20 protein-coding genes and 1 pseudogene are annotated in these 20,280 nt (G+C 72.2%); 11 read left to right on the top strand and 10 right to left on the bottom strand.

The window, feature by feature from the left end; translation table 11 throughout:
* Nucleotides 1–2: 2 nt before the first annotated feature.
* The 5 genes from O7602_RS24140 to O7602_RS24120 form a co-directional block, all read right to left on the bottom strand.
* The gene (locus O7602_RS24140; protein WP_281584894.1) at nucleotides 3–1,793 is read right to left on the bottom strand and encodes an N-acetylglutaminylglutamine amidotransferase; all 1,791 of its coding nucleotides are present in this window, start codon (nucleotides 1,791–1,793) and stop codon (nucleotides 3–5) included.
* A 193-nt stretch (nucleotides 1,794–1,986) separates the two neighbouring features.
* Complete coding sequence (gene msrA / locus O7602_RS24135) at nucleotides 1,987–2,649, bottom strand: peptide-methionine (S)-S-oxide reductase MsrA (RefSeq protein ID WP_281584893.1); 663 nt, start codon at nucleotides 2,647–2,649, stop codon at nucleotides 1,987–1,989.
* Between the two features lie 76 nt (nucleotides 2,650–2,725).
* Nucleotides 2,726–3,139: an HIT family protein gene (locus O7602_RS24130; RefSeq protein WP_281584892.1), complete on the bottom strand. Its 414-nt coding sequence runs from the start codon at nucleotides 3,137–3,139 to the stop codon at nucleotides 2,726–2,728.
* 136 nt (nucleotides 3,140–3,275) lie between these two features.
* Nucleotides 3,276–3,968 carry a nucleotidyl transferase AbiEii/AbiGii toxin family protein gene (locus O7602_RS24125; protein ID WP_281584891.1) on the bottom strand — a complete coding sequence of 231 codons (693 nt, stop codon included), beginning with the start codon at nucleotides 3,966–3,968 and terminating at the stop codon, nucleotides 3,276–3,278.
* Entirely contained in the window at nucleotides 3,968–4,297 is a 330-nt protein-coding gene (locus tag O7602_RS24120) for a hypothetical protein (RefSeq protein WP_281584890.1), read from the bottom strand. Before O7602_RS24120 ends, O7602_RS24125 begins: the two co-directional genes overlap by 1 nt.
* A gap of 76 nt (nucleotides 4,298–4,373) precedes the next feature.
* Here O7602_RS24120 and O7602_RS24115 point away from each other — a divergent pair, with 76 nt between their 5' ends.
* The 3 genes from O7602_RS24115 to ilvA all read left to right on the top strand — a co-directional run bounded on the left by O7602_RS24115 (nucleotide 4,374) and on the right by ilvA (nucleotide 8,222).
* Nucleotides 4,374–5,516, top strand: a complete 1,143-nt coding sequence (locus O7602_RS24115; protein WP_281584889.1) for a cystathionine gamma-synthase — start codon at nucleotides 4,374–4,376, stop codon at nucleotides 5,514–5,516.
* Between the two features lie 17 nt (nucleotides 5,517–5,533).
* Nucleotides 5,534–6,940: an amidase gene (locus tag O7602_RS24110; protein ID WP_281584888.1), complete on the top strand. Its 1,407-nt coding sequence runs from the start codon at nucleotides 5,534–5,536 to the stop codon at nucleotides 6,938–6,940.
* Nucleotides 6,941–7,001: 61 nt separating this feature from the next.
* Nucleotides 7,002–8,222, top strand: a complete 1,221-nt coding sequence (gene ilvA, locus O7602_RS24105) for a threonine ammonia-lyase (RefSeq protein ID WP_281584887.1) — start codon at nucleotides 7,002–7,004, stop codon at nucleotides 8,220–8,222.
* A gap of 133 nt (nucleotides 8,223–8,355) precedes the next feature.
* Here ilvA and greA read toward each other — a convergent pair whose 3' ends face one another.
* Both greA and O7602_RS24095 read right to left on the bottom strand, forming a co-directional pair.
* On the bottom strand, nucleotides 8,356–8,856 hold the full coding sequence (gene greA, locus O7602_RS24100; protein ID WP_278107678.1) for a transcription elongation factor GreA: 501 nt from the start codon (nucleotides 8,854–8,856) through the stop codon (nucleotides 8,356–8,358).
* 145 nt (nucleotides 8,857–9,001) lie between these two features.
* On the bottom strand, nucleotides 9,002–9,436 hold the full coding sequence (locus tag O7602_RS24095) for a DUF4307 domain-containing protein (RefSeq protein ID WP_281584886.1): 435 nt from the start codon (nucleotides 9,434–9,436) through the stop codon (nucleotides 9,002–9,004).
* Between the two features lie 240 nt (nucleotides 9,437–9,676).
* Between O7602_RS24095 and mca the strand changes: the two genes are divergently transcribed.
* From mca to O7602_RS24080, 3 genes are all read left to right on the top strand, one after another.
* Nucleotides 9,677–10,558, top strand: coding sequence for a mycothiol conjugate amidase Mca (gene mca / locus O7602_RS24090; RefSeq protein ID WP_281584885.1), 882 nt, complete (start codon nucleotides 9,677–9,679; stop codon nucleotides 10,556–10,558).
* A gap of 48 nt (nucleotides 10,559–10,606) precedes the next feature.
* Nucleotides 10,607–10,891 carry a hypothetical protein gene (locus O7602_RS24085; RefSeq protein ID WP_281584884.1) on the top strand — a complete coding sequence of 95 codons (285 nt, stop codon included), beginning with the start codon at nucleotides 10,607–10,609 and terminating at the stop codon, nucleotides 10,889–10,891.
* Nucleotides 10,892–11,112: 221 nt separating this feature from the next.
* Nucleotides 11,113–13,602: a bifunctional diguanylate cyclase/phosphodiesterase gene (locus O7602_RS24080; RefSeq protein ID WP_281590492.1), complete on the top strand. Its 2,490-nt coding sequence runs from the start codon at nucleotides 11,113–11,115 to the stop codon at nucleotides 13,600–13,602.
* 229 nt (nucleotides 13,603–13,831) lie between these two features.
* Here O7602_RS24080 and O7602_RS24075 read toward each other — a convergent pair whose 3' ends face one another.
* Both O7602_RS24075 and O7602_RS24070 read right to left on the bottom strand, forming a co-directional pair.
* Complete coding sequence (locus tag O7602_RS24075) at nucleotides 13,832–14,029, bottom strand: DUF397 domain-containing protein (RefSeq protein WP_281590490.1); 198 nt, start codon at nucleotides 14,027–14,029, stop codon at nucleotides 13,832–13,834.
* 17 nt (nucleotides 14,030–14,046) lie between these two features.
* Nucleotides 14,047–14,826, bottom strand: a complete 780-nt coding sequence (locus tag O7602_RS24070) for a helix-turn-helix transcriptional regulator (protein WP_281584883.1) — start codon at nucleotides 14,824–14,826, stop codon at nucleotides 14,047–14,049.
* A 213-nt stretch (nucleotides 14,827–15,039) separates the two neighbouring features.
* On the opposite strand from O7602_RS24070, the gene O7602_RS24065 reads away from it, so the two are divergent.
* The 3 genes and pseudogenes from O7602_RS24065 (at nucleotide 15,040) to O7602_RS24055 (ending at nucleotide 15,778) form a co-directional block, all read left to right on the top strand.
* Nucleotides 15,040–15,339 (top strand): hypothetical protein, encoded by a 300-nt coding sequence (locus tag O7602_RS24065; protein WP_281590645.1) that lies wholly within the window; start codon nucleotides 15,040–15,042, stop codon nucleotides 15,337–15,339.
* Nucleotides 15,303–15,557 (top strand): annotated as a pseudogene (locus O7602_RS24060) (hypothetical protein); the annotation flags it as partial. The gene O7602_RS24065 and the pseudogene O7602_RS24060, both read left to right, overlap by 37 nt.
* 92 nt (nucleotides 15,558–15,649) lie before the next feature.
* Complete coding sequence (locus tag O7602_RS24055; RefSeq protein ID WP_281584882.1) at nucleotides 15,650–15,778, top strand: type I restriction enzyme endonuclease domain-containing protein; 129 nt, start codon at nucleotides 15,650–15,652, stop codon at nucleotides 15,776–15,778.
* 45 nt (nucleotides 15,779–15,823) lie between these two features.
* On the opposite strand, the gene O7602_RS24050 is transcribed toward O7602_RS24055, so the two are convergent.
* On the bottom strand, nucleotides 15,824–16,849 hold the full coding sequence (locus O7602_RS24050) for a phosphatidylinositol-specific phospholipase C domain-containing protein (protein WP_281584881.1): 1,026 nt from the start codon (nucleotides 16,847–16,849) through the stop codon (nucleotides 15,824–15,826).
* 141 nt (nucleotides 16,850–16,990) lie between these two features.
* Here O7602_RS24050 and O7602_RS24045 point away from each other — a divergent pair, with 141 nt between their 5' ends.
* Entirely contained in the window at nucleotides 16,991–19,027 is a 2,037-nt protein-coding gene (locus tag O7602_RS24045) for a thioredoxin domain-containing protein (RefSeq protein ID WP_281584880.1), read from the top strand.
* Between the two features lie 64 nt (nucleotides 19,028–19,091).
* Nucleotides 19,092–20,252, top strand: coding sequence for a 5-(carboxyamino)imidazole ribonucleotide synthase (locus O7602_RS24040; protein WP_281584879.1), 1,161 nt, complete (start codon nucleotides 19,092–19,094; stop codon nucleotides 20,250–20,252).
* Nucleotides 20,253–20,280: the final 28 nt, after the last annotated feature.

The following is a 20,280-nucleotide window of genomic DNA, read 5'->3' as shown; positions in this document are numbered from 1 at the left end:
GGTCAGTCGATTCCGTGGCTCTGGAGCCACATTTCCAGGAGTCCCAGTTGCCACAGCTTGTTTCCGTTCAACGGGGTCAGTTCGGCATTCGGGTCGGCGAGCAGCGCGTCGACGTAGTCGGCGCGGAACAGGTCGCGACGGCGCGCCTCCGGGGCGCTGAGCGCGTCGCGTACCCGGTCGAGCAGCTTGCCCTCCAGGTGGGTGAGTCCGGGTACGGGGAAGTAGCCCTTGGGCCGGTCGATGACCTCGTGCGGCAGGACCCGCCGGCCGATCTCCTTGAGCACGCCCTTGCCGCCCTGGGCCAGCTTCAGCTCGGGCGGGCAGCTCGCGGCCAGCTCGACGAACTCGTGGTCGAGGAACGGCACCCGGGCCTCCAACCCGTGCGCCATGGTCATGTTGTCGACCCGCTTCACCGGGTCGTCGGTGAGCATGACCTGGGTGTCGATCCGCAGGCCGGCGTCGACCGCGGTCTGCGCGCCGGCCCGGCCCAGGTGCGCGGCCACGAACTCACGCGCCGGGTCGCCGTCGGCCAGCCACGCCGGGTTGAGCACCCGGGCCAGTCCGGCCGCGTCGCGGTCGAAGAACGCCTTGGCGTACGTGTCGAGCGCCGCCTCCCGGTCCACCCCGGCCAGCGGCGGGTACCAGTGGTAGCCGCCCAGGATCTCGTCCGCGCCCTGGCCCGACTGGACCACCTTCACGTGCCGGGCGACCTCCTGGCTGAGCAGCCAGAACGCCACGCAGTCGTGGCTGACCATGGGCTCGCTCATGGCCGAGACGGCGGCCTCCAGCGGCGGCAGCAGGTCGCCGGTGGGCACCCGGATCTGGTGGTGGTCGGTGCCGAACGTCTTCGCCACCAGGTCGGAGTAGACGAACTCGTCGCCCTCCCGGCCGCCCACCGCGTCGAAGCCGATGGAGAACGTCGCCAGGCCGGAGCGGCCCTGCCCCTCGCCGGCGAGCAACGCGACCACCAGGCTGGAGTCGAGGCCGCCGGAGAGCAGCACGCCCACCGGCACGTCGGCCACCATCCGGCGGCGCACGGCGGTGGTCAGCGAGTCGAGCAGCGCGTCCTGCCAGTCCCGCTCGGACCAGCCGGCCCGCTCGTCGGCCCGGCCGAACGACGGGTCCCAGTAGACCCGCTCCCGGCTGGTGCCGTCCGCCTCGTACACCTTGACGGTGGCGGGCGGCAGCTTGGTGACGCCGCGCAGGATGGTGCGCGGCGGCGGCACGATGCTGTGGAAGCTGAGGTAGTGGGCGAGCGCCACCCGGTCGATGGTGGTGTCGACGCCGCCGCCGGCCAGCAGCGCCGGCAGGGTGGAGGCGAAGCGCACCACACCGGGGCTCTCGGCCAGGTAGAGCGGCTTGATGCCGAGCCGGTCCCGGGCCAGCACCAGACGGCCGGTGTCGCGCTCGCTGATCGCCACCGCGAACATGCCGATCAGGTGGTCGACGAAGTCGAGGCCCCACTCGGCGTACGCCTTGACCACGACCTCGCTGTCGCCGGCGGAGAAGAAGCGGTGGCCCTTCGCCTGAAGCTCCGCGCGCAGCTCGCGGTAGTTGTAGATGCAGCCGTTGAAGACCCCGGTGAGGCCCGAGCCCGCATCCACGATCGGTTGGCCGCTCGCCGCCGACAAGTCGATGATCTTGAGGCGCCGGTGTCCCAGCGCGGTCGGGCCCTGCGACCAGACGCCGCTGTCGTCGGGCCCTCGGTCACTCATCGTGGCCGCCATCCGCTCCACGGCCGAAACGTCGGCACGTGAACCGTCACGGCGGAACTCTCCCGCAAGTCCGCACATACGAGCCAATGCTGCCAGAGCTTGTTGCAGTTCGCCTGTTGAGACGATGACGAACGTGTGACAGCTTGCTACAGTGCGCCGTCACCGAGGGTGGTTGCCCGTCACGCCTTCGATTCCTGCCCTGCTGTCTCGGATGCCGGAAACGCGCCGGGCCCACGGTGTGACGAACACCGCAGGCCCGGGGTCCGCCAGCCTAGCTTCCGGTACGGGCCACGCCGACCGGGCAGCTCAACCCGTTCGGCCCATGGTTGCAATAACCGCCCGGATTCTTCGTCGGGGCCAGGTACTGCTGGTGGTAGTCCTCGGCGAAGTAGTAGTCGCCCAACGGGGCGATCTCCGTGGTGATCTCACCCTTGCCGGCGCGCGCCACGATCGGCGCGAACGCGTCCCGCGAGGCCTGCGCAGTGGCGCGCTGCTCGTCCGTCGTGGTGTAGATCGCCGAGCGGTACTGCGTGCCCACGTCGTTGCCCTGGCGCATGCCCTGGGTCGGGTCGTGGTTCTCCCAGAAGACCTTGAGCAGGTCCTCGTAGGCGATCTTCGACGGGTCGTAGACCACTTGGACCACCTCGGCGTGCCCGGTCATGCCCGAGCAGACCTCCTCGTACGTCGGGTTGGTGGTGAAACCGCCCGCGTAACCGGCCGACGTGGTGATCACGCCGGGGAGGGTCCAGAACAGGCGCTCGGCGCCCCAGAAGCAGCCCATGCCGAAGACGGCGACCTGCGCGCCCTCGGGGAAGGGGCCCTTCAGCGACGATGGCAGCACCTCGTGCCGGTCGGCGACCGGCATGGCGAGCGGGCGGCCCGGCAGGGCCTGGTCAGGAGCGATCATCTCGGCCTTCATGCGGCGGAGGAACACGGTGGGACTCCTCTCGTGGCTTTCCCAGCGTGTGCAACAGCGCCGGTCCCCGGTTCCTTACCCGCCCGTCCCGCGCTCAGGCCAGCGCGGCCGAGATCCGTTGCGCGTAGCCGGTGGCCTCGTCGTCGTCGGCGTAGCGGGTGCGGGGCCAGAAGAAGCCGCGCAGCCCGTCACCCTTTGTCCGGGGCACCACGTGGGTGTGCAGGTGCGGGACGGATTGAGACACCTTGTTGTTCATCGCCACGAACGTTCCACCGGAGCCGAGACCGGTCTCCACCGCCACCGCGATCCGCTGCACCAGCCGGAAGTAGCCGGGCAGCGCGTCGGCCGGCAGGTCGGCCAGCGCCACCAGGTGGGTACGCGGCACCACAAGGACGTGCCCTTTGAACACCGGCCGGGTGTCGAGAAACGCCACCCCGTCCGCCTCGTCCGTCACCGTGAAGCTCGGCACCGCACCGCCCACGATCCCGCAGAACACACACCCGCTCATCGGCTCAGGCTAGGCCCACCTCGCCGGTCCCGCCGGGCGCGCCCTGCCCCCGTCCCGCAGTGTCGATCATGAAGTTGGCGGCGACGTTTCGGACCGGGGCCGCCGTCAACTTCATGATCGACGCGGGGTGGGTTGGTCAGGGTCGGTCCAGGTAGGTGTCCCAGTCGTCGTCGGGGATGCCGGGCGGGCCGGTCTCGCCGTTGGCGAGGCGCCTCCGGATGTCCGCCTCCCAGCGCAGCGCCCACGTGCGCAGCTCGTCGACCTGTGGCTCGGTGAGGCCGTATGAATGGAAGGTTCGGATGTCCCGCTCGATCACGCCACCCAACCGATCGGCCAACTCGTCCAGCGAGAAGCCCGCGGTGTGACGGGCGCCGAGGCGCTCCAGCTCGGACCACGCGAGTCGCCCGTTCGCGGCGTGGACGTCGATGTAGTCCCGGTGGGCGGCGCGGTCGTGCAGCGCGCGAACCTTGAGCCCGACAGCGTCCTCGAAGGCCAACACCGGGCCCACAGTCATTCGGGCCGGTGGCGCGAGCGCCTCCTTGAGCACGTCGACCTCGCACGACGACACATCGTTCGAGATCAGCAGGCGAGCCATCCGAGGCGTCGACTCGATGATCCGAGCGGAGAACCCGGCTGCGACATAGGCGGCGGCGAGGCGGTCCGTCACGGCAGGGAGCGGCATCGCGGCGGCCGTGGCGAAGTCGATGTCCTGGGAGGGCCGGTTGACCAGATCGTGAGCCCATATGGCGTAACCACCCGCGAGCACCAAGCCCAGGTCGTCGCCGGCGTCAAAACCAATCTTCAACAGACGACGATGCAACTCGTCCATTACTCGGCGGTGAGGGCGGGCAGTCGTCGCTCCCAGAGCCGCGTCACCCGGCGCGCGGTCAGCCGTCGGATGCGGGGCCAATCCTGACGGAGCAGAGCGGCGTTGACGTAGTTGACGATGTCGCGACGCTGGCCGCAGTCGAGCAGCAGGCAGTAGAAGGTCAGCCGTTCGTGCGGGTCGCCGATGTCGTAATCTGTCGGACCCGACCAGGCCAGCCGCACGGGCAGGCTGACCCGGCCCGATCGCGGACCGACCAGCATCTCCAGCGAGGCCGGGATCCGGTCGACCGCGCCGTGCAGGCGGGAGGGCAGCGTTTCGGTCGGACTCACCGAACCAGTATGGCCGACCGGTCCGACGCGCCGGGTTCTCCGCGCCGCAGCGGACCGGCGGACTAACGTCTCGGGCATGAGTCACGGCTTCGAGACGCTCGCCATCCACGCCGGCCAGGACCCCGAGGCCCGCACCGGCGCGGTGATCCCCCCGATCTACCAGACCAGCACGTACGCCCAGGACGCCGTCGGCGCGCCCCGCGAGGGCTACGAGTACAGCCGCTCCGGCAACCCCACCCGGGACGCCCTGCAGGAGTGCCTGGCCGCGCTGGAGGGCGGTCCGGTGGGGCTCGCCTTCGCCAGTGGCCTGGCCGCCGAGGACACGCTGCTGCGGACCGTCTGCAAGCCCGGCGACCACGTCGTGATCCCGGACGACGCGTACGGCGGCACCTACCGGCTGTTCGCGAAGGTGGCCGAGCGGTGGGGCCTGGCGTACACCCCGGCGAAGGTCTCCGACCCGGACGCGGTCCGGGCCGCGGTCCGGCCCGGCGCCACCCGGATCGTGTGGGTGGAGACGCCGACGAACCCGCTGCTCGGTATCGCCGACATCGCCGCCCTGGCCGCCGTGGCGCACGACGCCGGCGCGCTGCTGGTGGTCGACAACACGTTCGCCTCGCCGTACCTGCAACAGCCGATCGCGTTCGGCGCGGACGTGGTGGTGCACTCCACCACGAAGTACGTCGGCGGTCACTCCGACGTGGTCGGTGGCGCGCTTGTCGCCGCCGACCGGGCGCTCGGCGAGGAGTTGCGCTATCACCAGAACGCGATGGGCGCCGTTAACGGCCCGTTCGACGCCTGGCTCACCCTGCGCGGTCTCAAGACCCTCGGGGTACGGATGGACCGGCACTGCGACAACGCCGAGCGGATCGCCGCCTGGCTGGACGGCAACGCGAAGGTCGCCCAGGTCCTCTACCCGGGCCTGCCGTCGCACCCGGGTCACGAGGTGGCCGCCAAGCAGATGCGTCGTTTCGGCGGCATGATCTCGTTCCGCGCGGCGGGCGGCGAGGAGCACGCCGTCGAGATCTGCAACCGGGCCCGGCTGTTCGTCCTCGCCGAGTCGCTGGGCGGGGTGGAGTCCCTGATCGAGCATCCGGGCCGGATGACACACGCGAGCGCCGCCGGCTCGCCGCTTGAAGTTCCCGCCGATCTCGTGCGACTGTCTGTCGGCATCGAGACGGTCGACGACCTGCTCGCCGATCTGGAGCAGGCACTGGGCTGACCGCTGGACGACGGAGGGTGGCAGTGCCGGACATCTTGCCGACGACCTGGGTCGGGGCGACCGCGAAGCAGATCGCCCGCGCGGTACGCCGCGGCGACGTCTCCGCCACCCAGGTGGTGGCCGACCACCTCGACCACGTGTCCCGGGCCGACGCCGAGCTCGCCGCGTTCCGCACGGTACGCGGCGGCGAGGCGATCACCGAGGCGGAGAAGGTCGACGAGCAGGAGGAGTTGGCCGACCTGCCGCTGGCCGGGGTGCCGGTGGCGGTCAAGGAGAACACGCCGGTGGCCGGCCTGCCCACCTGGAACGGGTCGGCCGCGATGCGTACCGGCGTGGCGGAGGCCGACCACGAGGTGGTCCGGCGGTTGCGCGGCGCGGGCGCGGTGATCCTCGGTGTGACCCGGATGCCGGAGCTGGGCCTGTGGGCCCTCACCGACGACGACAGCGGGGTGACCCGCAACCCGTGGGACCCGGCGCGTACCCCCGGCGGCTCCTCCGGCGGCGCCGCCGCCGCGGTGGCCGCCGGGATGGTGCCGATGGCGCACGGCAACGACGGGTTCGGCTCGATCCGGATCCCGGCGGCCTGCTGCGGCCTGGTCGGGCTCAAACCCGGCCGGGGCGTGGTGCCCTGCCAGCTCGGCGCGGACGACTGGTTCGGCCTCACCGAGCACGGCATGCTCACCGGGACGGTGGCCGACGCGGTGGTCGGCTTCTCGGTGCTGGCCGGGCGCCGACCGGCCACGCTGGTGCCGCCGCCGCGGCTGCGGGTGGGCGTCTCGCTGCGTTCCCCGGTGCGCGGCGTCTCCGCGGACGCGGCGAACCGGGACGCGGTCGCCGCCGCCGGCCGGCTGCTGGCCGGCGCCGGGCACGACACCGTCCCCGCCGACCCGGTCTACCCCACCCGGCTCGGCCTCCAGGGCATCGCCACCTGGTTCGCCGCCGCCGCCGCGGACGTGCGGGCCGCCGGCGTGGCCCCGCGCCGGCTCCAGCGGCGCAGCCGCCGGCACGTCGCGCTCGGCGAGTGGGCGCAGCGCCGCGGGTACGTCCGGGAGGCCGACCGGGCCGCCTGGCGCGAGCGGTCGGTGCACTTCTTCGCCGACCACTCGGTCGACCTGCTGCTCACCCCGGCGCTGGCCGGGCCGCCGCCGGAGGCCGCCGGCTGGTCCGGCCGCTCCTGGCTGGCGAACATGACGACGAACATCAGGTACGCCCCGTACGCCGCGCCGTGGAACATCGCCGGGCTGCCGGCGATCACGATCCCGGTCGGCCGTCGCCCGGACGGGCTGCCGGCCGCCGTGCAGTTCGTCGGGCCGCCCGGCTCGGAGCTGCTGCTGCTCGGCGTGGCCGGCCAGTTCGAGATGCAGGCGCCGTGGGCGCGGCACGCACCCGGCTATCCCCGCGTCGGAACGCCGGCCGCCGCCTGAACGCGGCTGTGGGTCCGACGTCGGCGCAGGTCCCGCCGGGGGCGAATGGCACGATCGGGGCATGACGGAACTGGTCGGTCTCGCCGACGTACAGGCCGCGCGGGAACTGCTCGCTGGCGTCACCCGCACCACCCCGCTGGAGCCGTCCCGGCCACTCAGCGCCGAACTCGGCGGGCCGGTCTGGCTCAAGTGCGAGAACGTGCAGCGCGCCGGGTCGTACAAGGTGCGGGGCGCGTACGTGCGGATCTCCCGGCTCTCCGCGGCGGAGCGGGCCCGCGGCGTGGTGGCGGCCAGCGCCGGCAACCACGCCCAGGGGGTGGCGCTCGCCGCCGACCTGGTCGGCACGCACGCCACCGTCTTCATGCCGGTGAACGCGCCGCTGCCGAAGGTCGCCGCGACGAAGGGGTACGGCGCCCGGATCGAACTCGTCGGCAACACGGTGGACGAGTCGCTCGTCGCGGCGCAGACCTTCGCGGAGCGGACCGGCGCGGTGTTCATCCACCCGTTCGACCACGCGGACGTCATCGCCGGCCAGGGCACGGTGGCGCTGGAGATCCTGGAGCAGTGCCCGGACGTGCGCACCATCGTGACCGGGGTGGGTGGTGGCGGGCTCGTCTCGGGCATCGCGGTGGCGGCCAAGGCGCTGCGTCCCGACGTACGGGTGATCGGGGTGCAGGCGGCGAGCGCCGCCGCCTTCCCACCCTCGCTTGTGGCCGGCGAGCCGGTCCGGCTGCCCTCCTTCGGCACGATCGCCGACGGCATCGCCGTCGGCCGCCCCGGCGAGCTGACCTTCACCCACGTCCGCAAGCTCGTCGACGACGTCGTCACGGTCACCGAGGAGGACATCTCCCGGGCGTTGCTGATGCTCCTGGAGCGCGGCAAGCAGGTGGTGGAGCCGGCCGGCGCGGTAGGCGTGGCGGCGCTGATGGCCGGTGCGGTGGAGGTGTCCACGCCCGTGGTGGCGGTGCTCTCCGGCGGCAACATCGACCCGCTGCTGATGCTCCGGGTGATCGAGCACGGCCTGGCCGCGGCCGGGCGTTTCCTGCGCGTCACGGTGCGCTGCACCGACCGGCCGGGACAGCTCGCCTCGCTGCTCAGCGAAATCGCCGAGCACCGGGCGAACGTGGTGGACGTGGTGCACCAGCGGGCCAACCCGCACCTGCGGCTCGGCGAGGTGGAGGTGGCGCTCTCCGTGGAGACCCGCGGGGTGGCGCACTCGGACACACTGATCAGCGCGTTGCGCGCCAGCGGCTACCAGGTGGTCTTCGCGGGCGAGGGGTGACGGTCGGCCATGACCGCGAACGCCCCGACCGGAGGAACCGGTCGGGGCGTTCGGCGGTGTGGCTCGGGTCCGAGGAGCCTGTCAGCCTCGGTCGGGTCGGACCCGAGCCGGCCGGCGCGGGTCCGCCGGCGGGTCAGCCCGAGTAGGGCTCGAAGGAGACCACGGTCACCTTGATGTCGGCGCCGCTGGGCGCGGTGTAGGTGCAGGTCTGGCCCGCCTTGCCGCCGAGGATCGCCTTGCCGAGCGCGGACTCGGGGCTGTAGACGGTGAGGTCGGTGGTGGAGGCGATCTCGCGGGAGCCGAGCAGGAACGTCTCGGTGTCGTCGGCGTCGTCGTCGAAGTAGATGGTGACGACCATGCCGGGCGACACCGCGTCGGCGTCCGGCGCCTCACCGACCTTGGCGGTGCGCAGCAGCTCCTTGAGGTAGAGGATGCGCCCTTCCGCCTTGCCCTGCTCCTCGCGGGCGGCGTGGTAGCCACCGTTCTCCCGCAGGTCGCCCTCCTCGCGCCGGGCGTTGATCTCGGCGGCGATGACCGGCCGGTTGGCGATCAGCTCGTCGAGCTCGGCCTGGAGGCGGTCGTGAGCGTCCTGGGACAGCCAGGTGGCGGGCGCCTCGTTTCCGTTTGTGGACACAGGCGATCTCCTCGGTTGGTGCGAACTGGCTGACAGGTGAAACCACCAAGTTACCAGTGCCGCACCCGTCCGGGTGTGGTCCAGCGCCCCGGGTGCCGGCGATGGGACCCGGGGTGTGGGTGCCGGCGGCTCGCCGGCGTCCGGCTCAGCCGGCCGGTCGGCAGCGCAACACCTCGCCGATGAACGGTCGCGCGCTCGTCGGCACCTCCTGCCGGGCGCGGACGTGTCGTCGACCCGGTTCGGCGGTCACGGTGGCCTCGACGTGGCCCACCTCGGCGCCGTCGTGGGAACGGGCCCGCAGCAGGCAGGTGGCGGCCCCGCCCGGTGGCACGGTGACCCGGAAGTCGACCACGACCCGGGAGTCGGTGATCCCGGTGTAACTGATCATCTCGCCCCGGTAGTCGGGATCGCCGTACTGCTGGTAGAGCTTCAGCGCGCCCAGCCCGAGGAGGGCCAGCACGGCCGTCACCGCCAGGGCGAGCGCGAGCGGCCGGCGGCGACCCGGCTCCCGGCGACGGCCGTAACGGCCCGGCGGGAAGACCGGCGCTTCCGGTGCGACTGTGGCGTGCGTCTCGCTCACCGGCGGGCATCTCCTGGCGTTGTTGTCGGCGGCATCGGCAAGAATGGCAGGGTCCATCTTCCCAGCCCGGTGCTGAGTCAAGGATGGCAGGTCGGCCCCGACGGGTCCGGGTGGTCCTCGCCACCCCGGCGGCGGTCCCGACCGGCCAACACGGGGGCTTTCGCGGGCGCGGGGGGAGATTCCGGCAGGTCAGCCGGCCGACGCATGTCGGTCGGCGGGCACAGACGAGGAGCGCCGAAGGTGGCAGAGCAGCTGCGTCTCATGGCGGTGCACGCCCATCCCGACGACGAGTCGAGCAAGGGCGCCGCCACCATGGCGAAATATGTCGCCGAGGGGGTGGATGTCCTGGTCGTCACGTGCACCGGCGGTGAGCGGGGCAGCGTGCTCAACCCCAAGATGGACCGACCGGACGTGTGGGCCAACATCGGCGACATCCGCCGGGCCGAGATGGACGCCGCGCGCGCCGTCCTCGGCGTCGAGCAGGCATGGCTCGGCTTCGTCGACTCCGGGCTGCCCGAGGGCGACCCGCTGCCGCCGCTGCCCGAGGGCTGCTTCGCGCTCCAGGAGGTGGAGGTCGCCGCCGCGCCGCTGGTCCGGCTGATGCGACAGTTCCGCCCGCACGTGGTCACCACGTACGACGAGGAGGGCGGCTACCCGCACCCGGACCACATCATGACCCACAAGGTCACCGTGGCGGCCTTCGCGGCGGCCGGCGACCCCGACCGCCACCCGGAGCTGGGCGAGCCGTGGCAGCCGCTGAAGCTCTACTACGACGTGGGCTTCTCCCGCGCCAAGATTCTCAGCCTGCATGAGGCGATGCTCGCCGCCGGCTTCGAGTCGCCGTACGGCGAGTGGATGAAGCGGTGGGAGGAGCGCCCCGACAAGGGGGAGCGGATCACCACCCGGGTCGACTGCGCGCCCTACTTCCCGGTCCGCGACGACGCGCTGCGCGCCCACGCCACCCAGATCGACCCGGACGGGTTCTGGTTCCAGGTGCCGATGGACCTGCAGCAGCGCGCCTGGCCGACGGAGGACTTCCAACTCGCCCGCTCGCTCGTCGACAGCCCGCTCCCGGAGTCCGATCTCTTCGCCGGGGTGCGCGAGACGTGCCGTGCCGGCTGACACCCCCGAGGGCTACCCTGGTGGCCAGCCGCACATCGGAGGAACACCATGCTGACCACCGCCCAGGTGCTCGCGGAGAACAACTTCGGTGACACCCGCACGGGTGGTCTGGCCGGCCCGATGGGCCTCTTTCTCATCATCGCGCTGGCCACCGTCACCGTTCTGCTCATCCGCAACATGAACGCCCGGCTGCGCCGCCTGCCGGACCGCTTTCCGCGCCAGGCCGAGCCCGGCCGGGCCGAGGCGGCAGTCGTCGATCCGACAGATGGACCCGACGGGCAGGATTCACCGACGAATGCTCCCACCGGCCCCCAGCAGCGCCGCAACAGCTGAACACCGCATGAATCACGCCCAGACCGGTCCTCGACCCCTGTTGCGGCCACCGGGTTTGGCTTAGCCTTCCGCCGGGGGGACCGTCAGGCCCCGGACCCTGCGTGGAAGGGGGCGCCGATGTCGAAGGCAGCAACGGCCCCCGACCGTGCCCCGATTCCGCGTCCCACCGGGGCGGGGCCGTGACCTCCGAGCCGGCCGACCGTCCCCCCGACCGGCTCGGCCTGCGCGGCACGCCGCTGAGCGTCGTGCTGCTGACCGCAGCGGTCGCGGTCACCGCGTTGCTGGCCGCGGTGCTCGGTCTCGCCGCACCGGCGCACCTGCCGGCCGGGGACCCGCTGCCCGGCCCGGCCCGCTTCGGCCTCGCGGCGGTCGCGTTCGCCGTCGCCCAGCTCGCGCGGCTGCGCTTCCGCACCGCGGCGGGCATGGTGAGCATCACCTGGGGTGAGGCCGCGCTCGTGGTCTGCCTCTGGCTGGTGCCCGCCGGCTGGCTTCCGGCCGCGGCGCTGCTCGGCGCCGGCACCGCCTGGACCGCCATGTCCCTGGCCGCCGACCGCCGCCCGGCGCTGGAACTGGTGCGCATCACCACCTCACTCACCGCCGCCACGGCGCTGGCCGGGGCGGTCGCGAGCGCGCTCGGCCGGCCGCTGCTCGCCGCGCCCACCCCGGAGCTGGCCCTCGCCCTGAGCGTCGGCGCCGTGACCTACCTGCTCACCACCGCCTGGCTGGGCGCCGCCACGATCGCGCTGCGGCACGACATCCCGATCGGGCCGCCGCTGCTGGCCGCGCTCCGCGGCAAGCTGCTCATGTTCGTCGGCAACGTCGCGGTCGGCCTGGTGGTGGTCACGCTGCTGGAACTCGACCCGCGCTGGCTGCTGCTCCTGCCGCCGCCACTGTGGCTGCTCCAACAGACCTACCGGCACCGGCTCCGGGCCGAGGAGGAACGGCGGACCTGGCGGGCGTTCGCCGAGGCCACCGCCGCGCTCAACCAGCTCGACGAACGCGGCGTGGCGACCTCCGCCGTGTCCGGCGCCCTCGCCCTGTTCGGAGCCGAGCTGGTCGAGGTGGACGTGGCGCGTGGCGACGGGCGCTGGCGTCGCTACCGGGCCGACCTCGGCGGGCAGGTGCGCGACTGCGAGGTGACACCCGCGGCGGGCGACGGGTCGGGCGAGCACGAGCTGGTCCGGCGGCTCGCCGTGGGCGCCGTCGAGGTGGGACGGTTGCGGGTGCGCTTCGCCCGGTCCGCACCGCCCAGCCAGCGCGAGCACGACGGCGTGGCCGCCTTCGGCGACGCCCTGGCCGCCGCCCTGCACGACGCCGCGACCCACCGCGAGCTGCGGCTGGTCACCGCCCGATCGTCGTACGACGCGGTGCACGACCAGCTCACCGGGCTGCTCAACCGGGCGGCGTTGCTGACCCGCGGCGACCAGGCGCTGCGGCAACGCCCGCACGACCATCCGGTGGCGCTGCTGCTGCTGGACGTGAACCAGTTCAAGGAAGTGAACGACACGCTCGGGCACGCGGCCGGCGACCAGCTGCTGCGGCTGACCGCCAACCGGTTGGCCGTGCTGACCCGGCCCGGCGACCTGCTCGGGCGGCTCGGCGGCGACGAGTTCGCGCTGCTGCTGACCTCGGTCCCGGTGGTCGAGGACCGGACGGCACCGCTCGCGTACGCGCTACGCCAGGCCCGCGAGGTGGCCGAACGGCTCGCCGCCCCGACCGAGGTGGCCGGCGTGCGGATGTCCGTCGAGGTGGCGGTCGGCGTGGTGGTGGCCGACGCGGGCGCCGCCGACCTGACCGAGCTGCTGCGCCGCGCCGACATCGCGATGTACCAGGCGAAGGCGGGCGGGGGCAGCGTCGCCGCGTACGACAGCTCCCGGGACGCGGCGAGCACCGATCACCTGGCGTTGCTCGCGGAGCTGCGGGAGGCCCTGGCCGCCGACGACCAGTTGGTGTTGGCGTTGCAACCGGCGGTCGACCTGGCCACCGGCGCTCCGACCGGGGTGGAGGCGCTGATCCGGTGGCGGCACCCGCGCCGCGGCTGGCTCGGCCCGGCCGACTTCATCCGTCCGGTGGAGAACAGCGAGCAACTCGGCAGTTTCACCCGCTACGTGCTGAACAAGGCGCTGGAGGTGGCCGCCGGGTGGGCGCGGGACGGGCTCGACGTGCCCATCTCGGTGAACCTGTCGGCCCGCAGCCTGCTCGACCCGCGGCTGCCCACCGAGATCGAGGAGGCGCTGCGCCGGCACCAGGTCCCGCCGCACCGGCTGGTCCTGGAAATCACCGAGACGGTGGTGATGAGCGAGCTGGAGATCATCGACGAGGTGTTGGCGACGCTGCGGGCGATGGGCGTGCAGCTCGCCGTGGACGACTTCGGCACCGGCTTCTCCTCGTTGACGTTCCTCACCCGGATCGCGGTGGACGAGTTGAAGGTGGACCGCTCCTTCGTCATCCGGATGGCCGACTCGCCGGAGGCGGCGGCGATCGTGCGTACCACCGTCGGGCTCGCCCACGAGCTGGGCCTGCGGGTGGTGGCCGAGGGCGTGGAGACGGCCGAGCAGCGCACCGCGCTTGCCGAGTTGGGCTGCACGGCCGCCCAGGGTTACCACTTCTTCAAGCCGATGCCGGCGGACAAGATCGGCGCCGTGCTCGGCTCCCTGCGCGACACCGCCCGCGCCAACGTCTTCCCCCTGCGCGCCGACGGCGCCTCCTGAGACTGCAACGGTGATCCAGAAGCGTTCACCGGATAACCTGGCAGCCGCGATGCGATCGAGTTCCAGAAAATGGCTTACCCCGGGGGGCTTGAACCAGAGGCCACACCCGGGGTGTACAGACCGAGAGTAACGCACGAAGAGTTCTGGTAGAGCTAAGGATGTGCTGCTGTCGAAGCTGCTCCCGGGAGAAGCACGAGTGGGAAGCTCGATTCAGAAGCACATTTCTCAATTAGACCCTGTCTTGCCGATTGTTGCCGAGGGAGGCGACAAATTTCGTCCAGGCGGCGGTGCTCAGAGCGAGGGAGGTTCCTTCTCGGTCCTTGCTGTCACGGACCTCAATCCGACCGTCAAGGTAGCGAACTTCAACGCACTGGCCTTGGGTGCCGCTGCGGGTGCTGGTGCGCCACGTCGCGCCGAACGATGCCATGGCTTGTTCCTCCACGCTCAATCAATCGCGCGCGCCGAATGCCGCAGCAACTCGATCGAATCCCTCTTGCTGAGGGCGGCGGCGCGCAACTCGTTGAAGATGATCGTACAGCGAGCGGCCTCCTCCGCCTCCCCGTGCACCGCGCCCGTCAAGCCTTCCGAGAAGACGATGCTGGTGTCCGGGGCTGGGAACTCCATGAGAGTGAACGAGGCGATCATGCCGGGGAAGATCGCCTGGCGATGAGGAAGCACCTGGAGCGAGACATGCGGCATCTTGTCGGCGGCGGTGGCCAGATGCAAAAGTTGGTCCCGCATCACGGACGGGCCGCCAAAGGGCCGCCGCAGCACCGCCTCGTCGAGGATGACCCACAGCTCTGGCGGATTCTCACCCGTCAGACGTTGCTGCCGGTTCAGCTTGATCTGGATCTGTCGATCCGCGTCCTCGCTCGCCTGCACAGAAGTCGCTCGGTCATTCAAAGCCCAGGCGTACGCCTCGGTTTGAAGTAGGCCGTTGACAACGATCGTCTCGTAGCACAGCAGAGCCGTTGCCTCGTGTTCAAAGCTGATGAAGCTGGCGTACGGGCCGGTGATGGTCTGGCCGTAACGATTCCACCAGCCGTGTTGCTTGCTCTCCCGGGCGAGTTGCATCAGCTCCGCGCGGGTCTCCTCGCTGGCCACTTCCAAGGCGTCCAGCAGTTCGCCGAGGTCACGGCTTCGTAGCCCGACGCGCCCGCGCTCCACCCGGCTGACCCAGGAAGCGGAGCGCTCGATCCGCTGGCCGACCTCCTCGCCGGTCAACCGAGCTGCAAGCCGCAGGTCTCGGAGGATGAGGCCAAGCCGACGTCGACGAACTGTGGGACGGGACTCGGGCAAGGGGTCCTCCTCATCGAAGCGCAGGCCACGTCGGACAACTATTGCACATGCACTTTTGTTGTGCCATGTTCAAGTGTGAGTCACGCAGCGACTGTGATCGGTAGCCGTCAGTAAACGAGGTCGCGTAGAGGAGATTCGATGGCCCAGCCCTACGACCTGAGGAGCGCGGGTGTTCGACCGTTCGCGCCGGACCATCCCGCCTGGTGTGCGACGCATCGCGACGGGATCCACTACTCAAGCGAGATCCCGCCGTGGGGCAACGACCGGGTCATCTACGCGGCGAGCAGCCTGTTTCGGATGGATGGCCTGCCAGTGCCGCTGGTCGGGGTCAACCTGCGGCTCTACGCGGCCGACCTGGTCGAGGACTATCCGCTCGACCTCGATCAGGCCCGTATCCTCGCCTGGTCGCTGCGGCGGTTGGTGCGGCGGGCGACCTGATATCGAGACCAACTCCGCGATCGACCTATCGGCGGGATCCTCCGTTCACCACCCTCCAGAAGTTCGGTCTGACCGACGCGGAGCGGGCTGCCGACCGTGGCCGCCCGAGGCTCTCCGAGCGGCGCAACGTCGTGGTGATGGTCGACGAGGCGCACCGCAGCCACTACGACTTCTTGGACGGCTACGCCCGGCACCTGCACGACGCCCTGCCGCACACCGCCTTCAGCGGCACGCCGATCAAGGACATGCACAAGAACACTGGGGCGGTGTTCGGCGCGAGATCGACACGTACGACTCGGATCGAGAGCAGGTGCAGGCGCGGATCAGGAGCAAGATCAAGCAGCTGCTGGCCCGTTACGGCAATCCGCCCGACGAGGAGCCACGGCCGATCGAACTGGTGCTGGCACAGGTGAATACGTTCGCGGGAGAGTGGAGCTGATGGCATGCCACGCCCCTGCTGAGGGACGCGGACATCGGCTGACTGTCAGCCGCGCGGCAGCACGTCGTCGAGGACCGACGGCAGCGTCGACCAGTCGGCGGAGGCGATGCTGGCATGCGCGGCGGCCAACTGGGCGACCCGGGCCGCCGCCGCGTCGGCGTCGCCGGCGCCCACCGCGGGCGGGACGCTCTGCGCGTCGGTCATCACCAGCAGGTAGTGGTTCGCGTCGTACCAGGCGGTGTCGATGCCGCCGGTGACGTACCCGGTGGCGTCGCCGTCGAAGAGCACGAACCACTGCCGCAGTGTGGCGTCGGCGTACCGGGATCGGGGGTCGCCGGCCTGGGCCCGGTGCACGGCCGGGAACGCCCGGGCGGTGCCCAGCGTGCCGGCCGCCGCCAGGCCGGCCAGGTGGCGGGCGTACTCCACGTCGGTCCAGAGGGTGTCGGTCGGGTTGCCCTCCTCGACGGTGCCGGGGATCAGCTCCACGAGCACCCTGCCGGCGAGCTGCGCCCGGGTCGGCCAGGCGTCCGCGCGGGCGGCGGTGTCAAGCGTGGGGTGGCCGCCGAGCAGGTCGGCCGGGCCGAACACCCGGTCGCCGAGCCGCGCGGCGAGCACCGCGTCGAGTTGGGCCGGCCCCTGCCCGGTACGGCCGCTGAACCCGGTCTTCAGCTCCAGCTTGAGGATCAGCGGGCCGGCGTCGGGGTGCGCGCCGAGCCAGAGCCGGATGTCGTCGAGGCAGTGTTCCAGGTTCTTGTTCCGGGTGCCGGTGTAGAGCTGCGCGGCGCTTGTGGCGGCCACGCAGTTGTTGTCGTTGCCGAGCGGGTTGCTGTGGCTGACCCGCCACTGCCGGGTGAGCACGTCCGGCCAGACGTCCAGCTCGATCAGCGCGGGGCGGGCGTCGAGCGCCTGGGCCAGATAGGTGTAGGTGCCGCGCTCGTACGTGTTGTGGATCCCGACGCCCGCGGTGGCGGACCACCGGGTCTGCGGTGGCACCGCGGCGGACGCGGCGCCGGGGGCCAGGGCCGGGCCGGCGAGGGCGGCGAGAGCGAGCAGGGCGGGGATTCTGCGCATGACCGTCTCCTTCGGACGTGCCGGCGGGGGGTACGCCGGGCATGCGCCGATTCAAATAGACGAAAGTGAATAGCGGAAGGACGGTCCGTGGCTCCGACCGGTCCGGCGGCGGTGTCACCGGACGGCGGATAGGGTCGGGTGGTGAATCGACTCGCCGAGGCCACCTCGCCCTACCTGCTCCAGCACGCCGACAACCCGGTCGACTGGTGGCCCTGGTGCGCGGAGGCGTTCGACGAGGCGAAGCGGCGCGACGTGCCGGTGCTCATCTCCGTCGGCTACGCGGCGTGCCACTGGTGCCACGTGATGGCCCACGAGTCGTTCGAGAACGAGGCCGTGGCCCGGCTGATGAACGACGACTTCGTCTGCGTGAAGGTCGACCGGGAGGAGCGCCCCGACGTCGACGCCGTCTACATGACCGCCACCCAGGCGATGACCGGCCAGGGCGGCTGGCCGATGACGGTCTTCGCCACCCCGGACGGCACCCCGTTCTTCTGCGGCACCTACTTCCCGCGCGCCAACTTCGTCCGGCTGCTCGACTCGGTCGCCACCGCCTGGCGGGACCAGCGCGAGGCGGTGCTGCGCCAGGGCGCCGCCGTGGTCGAGGCGATCGGCGGCGCCCAGGCCGTCGGCGGCGTGACCGCCCCGCTCACCGCCGAGCTGCTCGACGCCGCCGCCGCCCAGCTCGCCAAGGAGTACGACGAGACGAACGGTGGGTTCGGCGGCGCGCCGAAGTTCCCGCCGCACATGAACCTGCTCTTCCTGCTCCGGCACCACCGGCGCACCGGGTCGGCGCGCAGCCTGGAGATCGTCCGGCACACCGCCGAGGCGATGGCGCGTGGCGGCCTGAACGACCAGCTCGCCGGCGGCTTCGCCCGCTATTCGGTGGACGGCCACTGGACCGTGCCGCACTTCGAGAAGATGCTCTACGACAACGCGTTGCTGCTGCGCGTCTACACCCAGCTCTGGCGGCTCACCGGCGACCGGCTGGCCCGCCGGGTGGCCCGCGACACCGCCCGGTTCCTCGCCGACGAGATGCACCGGGCCGGGGAGGGCTTCGCCTCGGCGCTCGACGCGGACACCGCGGGCGTCGAGGGGCTGACCTACGTCTGGACGCCCGCCCAGCTCGTCGAGGTGCTGGGGGAGGACGACGGCCGCTTCGCCGCCGACCTGTTCACCGTCACCGAGGAGGGCACCTTCGAGGAAGGCGCGAGCGTGTTGAAGCTCGCCCGGGACGTCGACGACGCCGACCCGGCGGTCCGGGCCCGCTGGCGGGACGTGGTGGGCCGGCTGCTCGCCGCCCGGGACACCCGTCCCCAGCCGGCCCGCGATGACAAGGTGGTGGCCGCCTGGAACGGGCTGGCGATCACCGCGCTCGCGGAGTTCCAGCAGGTCGCCGCGCTCTACGCGGACCCGGCGGACGAGGACGCCAACCTGATGGAGGGCGTGGTCATCGTCGCCGACGGCGCGATGCGCGACGCCGCCGAGCACCTGGCCGCCGTGCACCTGGTGGACGGCCGGCTGCGCCGGGTGTCCCGGGACCGGGTGGTCGGCGATCCCGCCGGGGTGCTCGAGGACTACGGCTGCGTCGCGGAGGCGTTCTGCGCGGTGCACCAGCTCACCGGCGAGGGCCGGTGGCTGACCCTGGCCGGTGAGCTGCTCGACGTGGCGTTGGCCCGGTTCGCGGCGCCCGACGGCGCCTTCTACGACACCGCCGACGACGCCGAGCGCCTGGTCACCCGCCCCGCCGACCCGACCGACAACGCGACACCGTCCGGCCGTTCGGCGATCGTCGCGGCGCTCGTCGCGTACGCGGCGTTGACCGGGGAGACCCGTTACCGGGAGGCGGCGGAGGCGACCCTGTCCACCGTCGCGCCGATCGTCGACCGGCACGCCCGGTTCACCGGCTACGCCGCCACGGTCGGCGAGGCGCTGCTCTCCGGGCCGTACGAGATCGCGGTGGCGACCGACGACCCGGTGGGCGACCCGCTGCTGGCCGCCGCGCACCGGCACGCCCCGCCCGGCGCGGTGGTGGTCGCCGGCGCCCCGGACCAGCCAGGTGTGCCGCTGCTGGCCGGTCGGCCACTCGTCGACGGGCAACCCACCGCGTACGTCTGCCGGGGTTTCGTCTGCCAACGGCCGGTGACCTCGGTCGAGGAGCTGGTCGCCCAGCTCGGCTGAGCCGCCCGCGGCGGGCCGCCCTCGCGGTCGGGCCGGTCGCCGCCCCGGCTAGGCTGGCGGCGCTATGGACTCCCGTACCGGACTCCCCGTCGTCGGCATGGTGGGCGGCGGCCAACTGGCCCGGATGACCCACCAGGCCGCCATCGCCCTCGGCCAGTCGCTGCGCGTGCTGGCGCTCGCCCCCGACGACGGCGCGGCGCTCGTCGCCGCCGACGTCCAGTACGGCGACCACACCGACCTGGCCGCGCTGCGCACGTTCGCGAAGGGCTGCGACGTGGTCACCTTCGACCACGAGCACGTGCCCAACGCCCACATCCGCGCGCTTGCCGACGAGGGCGTGAAGCTCTTCCCACCGGCCGAGGCGCTCGTGCACGCGCAGGACAAGCGGGTGATGCGGGAGCGGCTCGGTGAGCTGGGCGCGCCGAACCCGGCCTGGCGTCCGGTGGAGGCCCCGGCCGACCTGGTCGCGTTCGGCGACGAGACCGGCTGGCCGGTGGTGCTCAAGGCCGCCCGGGGCGGCTACGACGGCCGGGGCGTCTGGATGGTGGACGACGCCGACCAGGCCGCCGAGCTGGCCGCGACGCTGCTCGCCGGCGGCACGCCGCTGCTCGTCGAGGAGCGGGTGGCGCTGCGCCGGGAGCTTGCCGTGCAGGTGGCCCGCTCGCCGTTCGGGCAGGTCGCCGCGTACCCGGTGGTGGAGACGGTGCAGTCCGACGGCATCTGCGTCGAGGTGTTGGCGCCCGCGCCCGACCTGCCCGAGGAGCAGGCGGTCGCCGCCCAGCAGCTCGCCATCGACCTGGCCACCGCGCTCGGTGTGGTCGGGCTGCTCGCGGTGGAGCTGTTCGACACGCCCACCGGGCTGGTCGTCAACGAGCTGGCCATGCGCCCGCACAACTCGGGGCACTGGACCATCGAGGGCGCCCGCACGTCGCAGTTCGAGCAGCACCTGCGGGCGGTGCTCGACTATCCGATGGGGGACACGTCGCTCACCGCGCCGGTCGTGGTGATGGCGAACGTGCTCGGCGGGGAGCCGGGCGGGATGTCGATCGACGAGCGACTGCACCACCTGTTCGCCGCCGAGCCCGGCGCCAAGGTCCACCTGTACGGCAAGCAGGTGCGGCCGGGCCGCAAGATCGGGCATGTCACCGTGCTCGGGACCGATCTCACAGACGTACGGGCCCGGGCGGCGCGGGCCGCCCGTTGGCTGCACGAGGGAGCGCCGTGAGCGCGAGGAGTGAGCTTGCGAGCCCCGC

It is taken from the genome of Micromonospora sp. WMMD1128, assembly GCF_027497235.1.
GTDB lineage: Bacteria > Actinomycetota > Actinomycetes > Mycobacteriales > Micromonosporaceae > Micromonospora.
Note: the sequence above shows the minus strand (reverse complement) of the source record. Positions and strands in the feature narration are given on the sequence as shown.

What these genes read in the sequence shown, in the direction of transcription:
- O7602_RS24085 (WP_281584884.1), top strand. Translation starts at nt 10,607, where the DNA reads ATGCTGACCACCGCCCAGGTGCTCGCGGAGAACAACTTCGGTGACACC.
- O7602_RS24075 (WP_281590490.1), bottom strand. Translation starts at nt 14,029, where the DNA reads ATGGCATCGTTCGGCGCGACGTGGCGCACCAGCACCCGCAGCGGCACC.
- O7602_RS24065 (WP_281590645.1), top strand. Translation starts at nt 15,040, where the DNA reads ATGGCCCAGCCCTACGACCTGAGGAGCGCGGGTGTTCGACCGTTCGCG.
- O7602_RS24125 (WP_281584891.1), bottom strand. Translation starts at nt 3,968, where the DNA reads ATGGACGAGTTGCATCGTCGTCTGTTGAAGATTGGTTTTGACGCCGGC.
- O7602_RS24115 (WP_281584889.1), top strand. Translation starts at nt 4,374, where the DNA reads ATGAGTCACGGCTTCGAGACGCTCGCCATCCACGCCGGCCAGGACCCC.
- O7602_RS24140 (WP_281584894.1), bottom strand. Translation starts at nt 1,793, where the DNA reads ATGTGCGGACTTGCGGGAGAGTTCCGCCGTGACGGTTCACGTGCCGAC.
- O7602_RS24050 (WP_281584881.1), bottom strand. Translation starts at nt 16,849, where the DNA reads ATGCGCAGAATCCCCGCCCTGCTCGCTCTCGCCGCCCTCGCCGGCCCG.
- O7602_RS24040 (WP_281584879.1), top strand. Translation starts at nt 19,092, where the DNA reads ATGGACTCCCGTACCGGACTCCCCGTCGTCGGCATGGTGGGCGGCGGC.
- ilvA (WP_281584887.1), top strand. Translation starts at nt 7,002, where the DNA reads ATGACGGAACTGGTCGGTCTCGCCGACGTACAGGCCGCGCGGGAACTG.
- O7602_RS24130 (WP_281584892.1), bottom strand. Translation starts at nt 3,139, where the DNA reads ATGAGCGGGTGTGTGTTCTGCGGGATCGTGGGCGGTGCGGTGCCGAGC.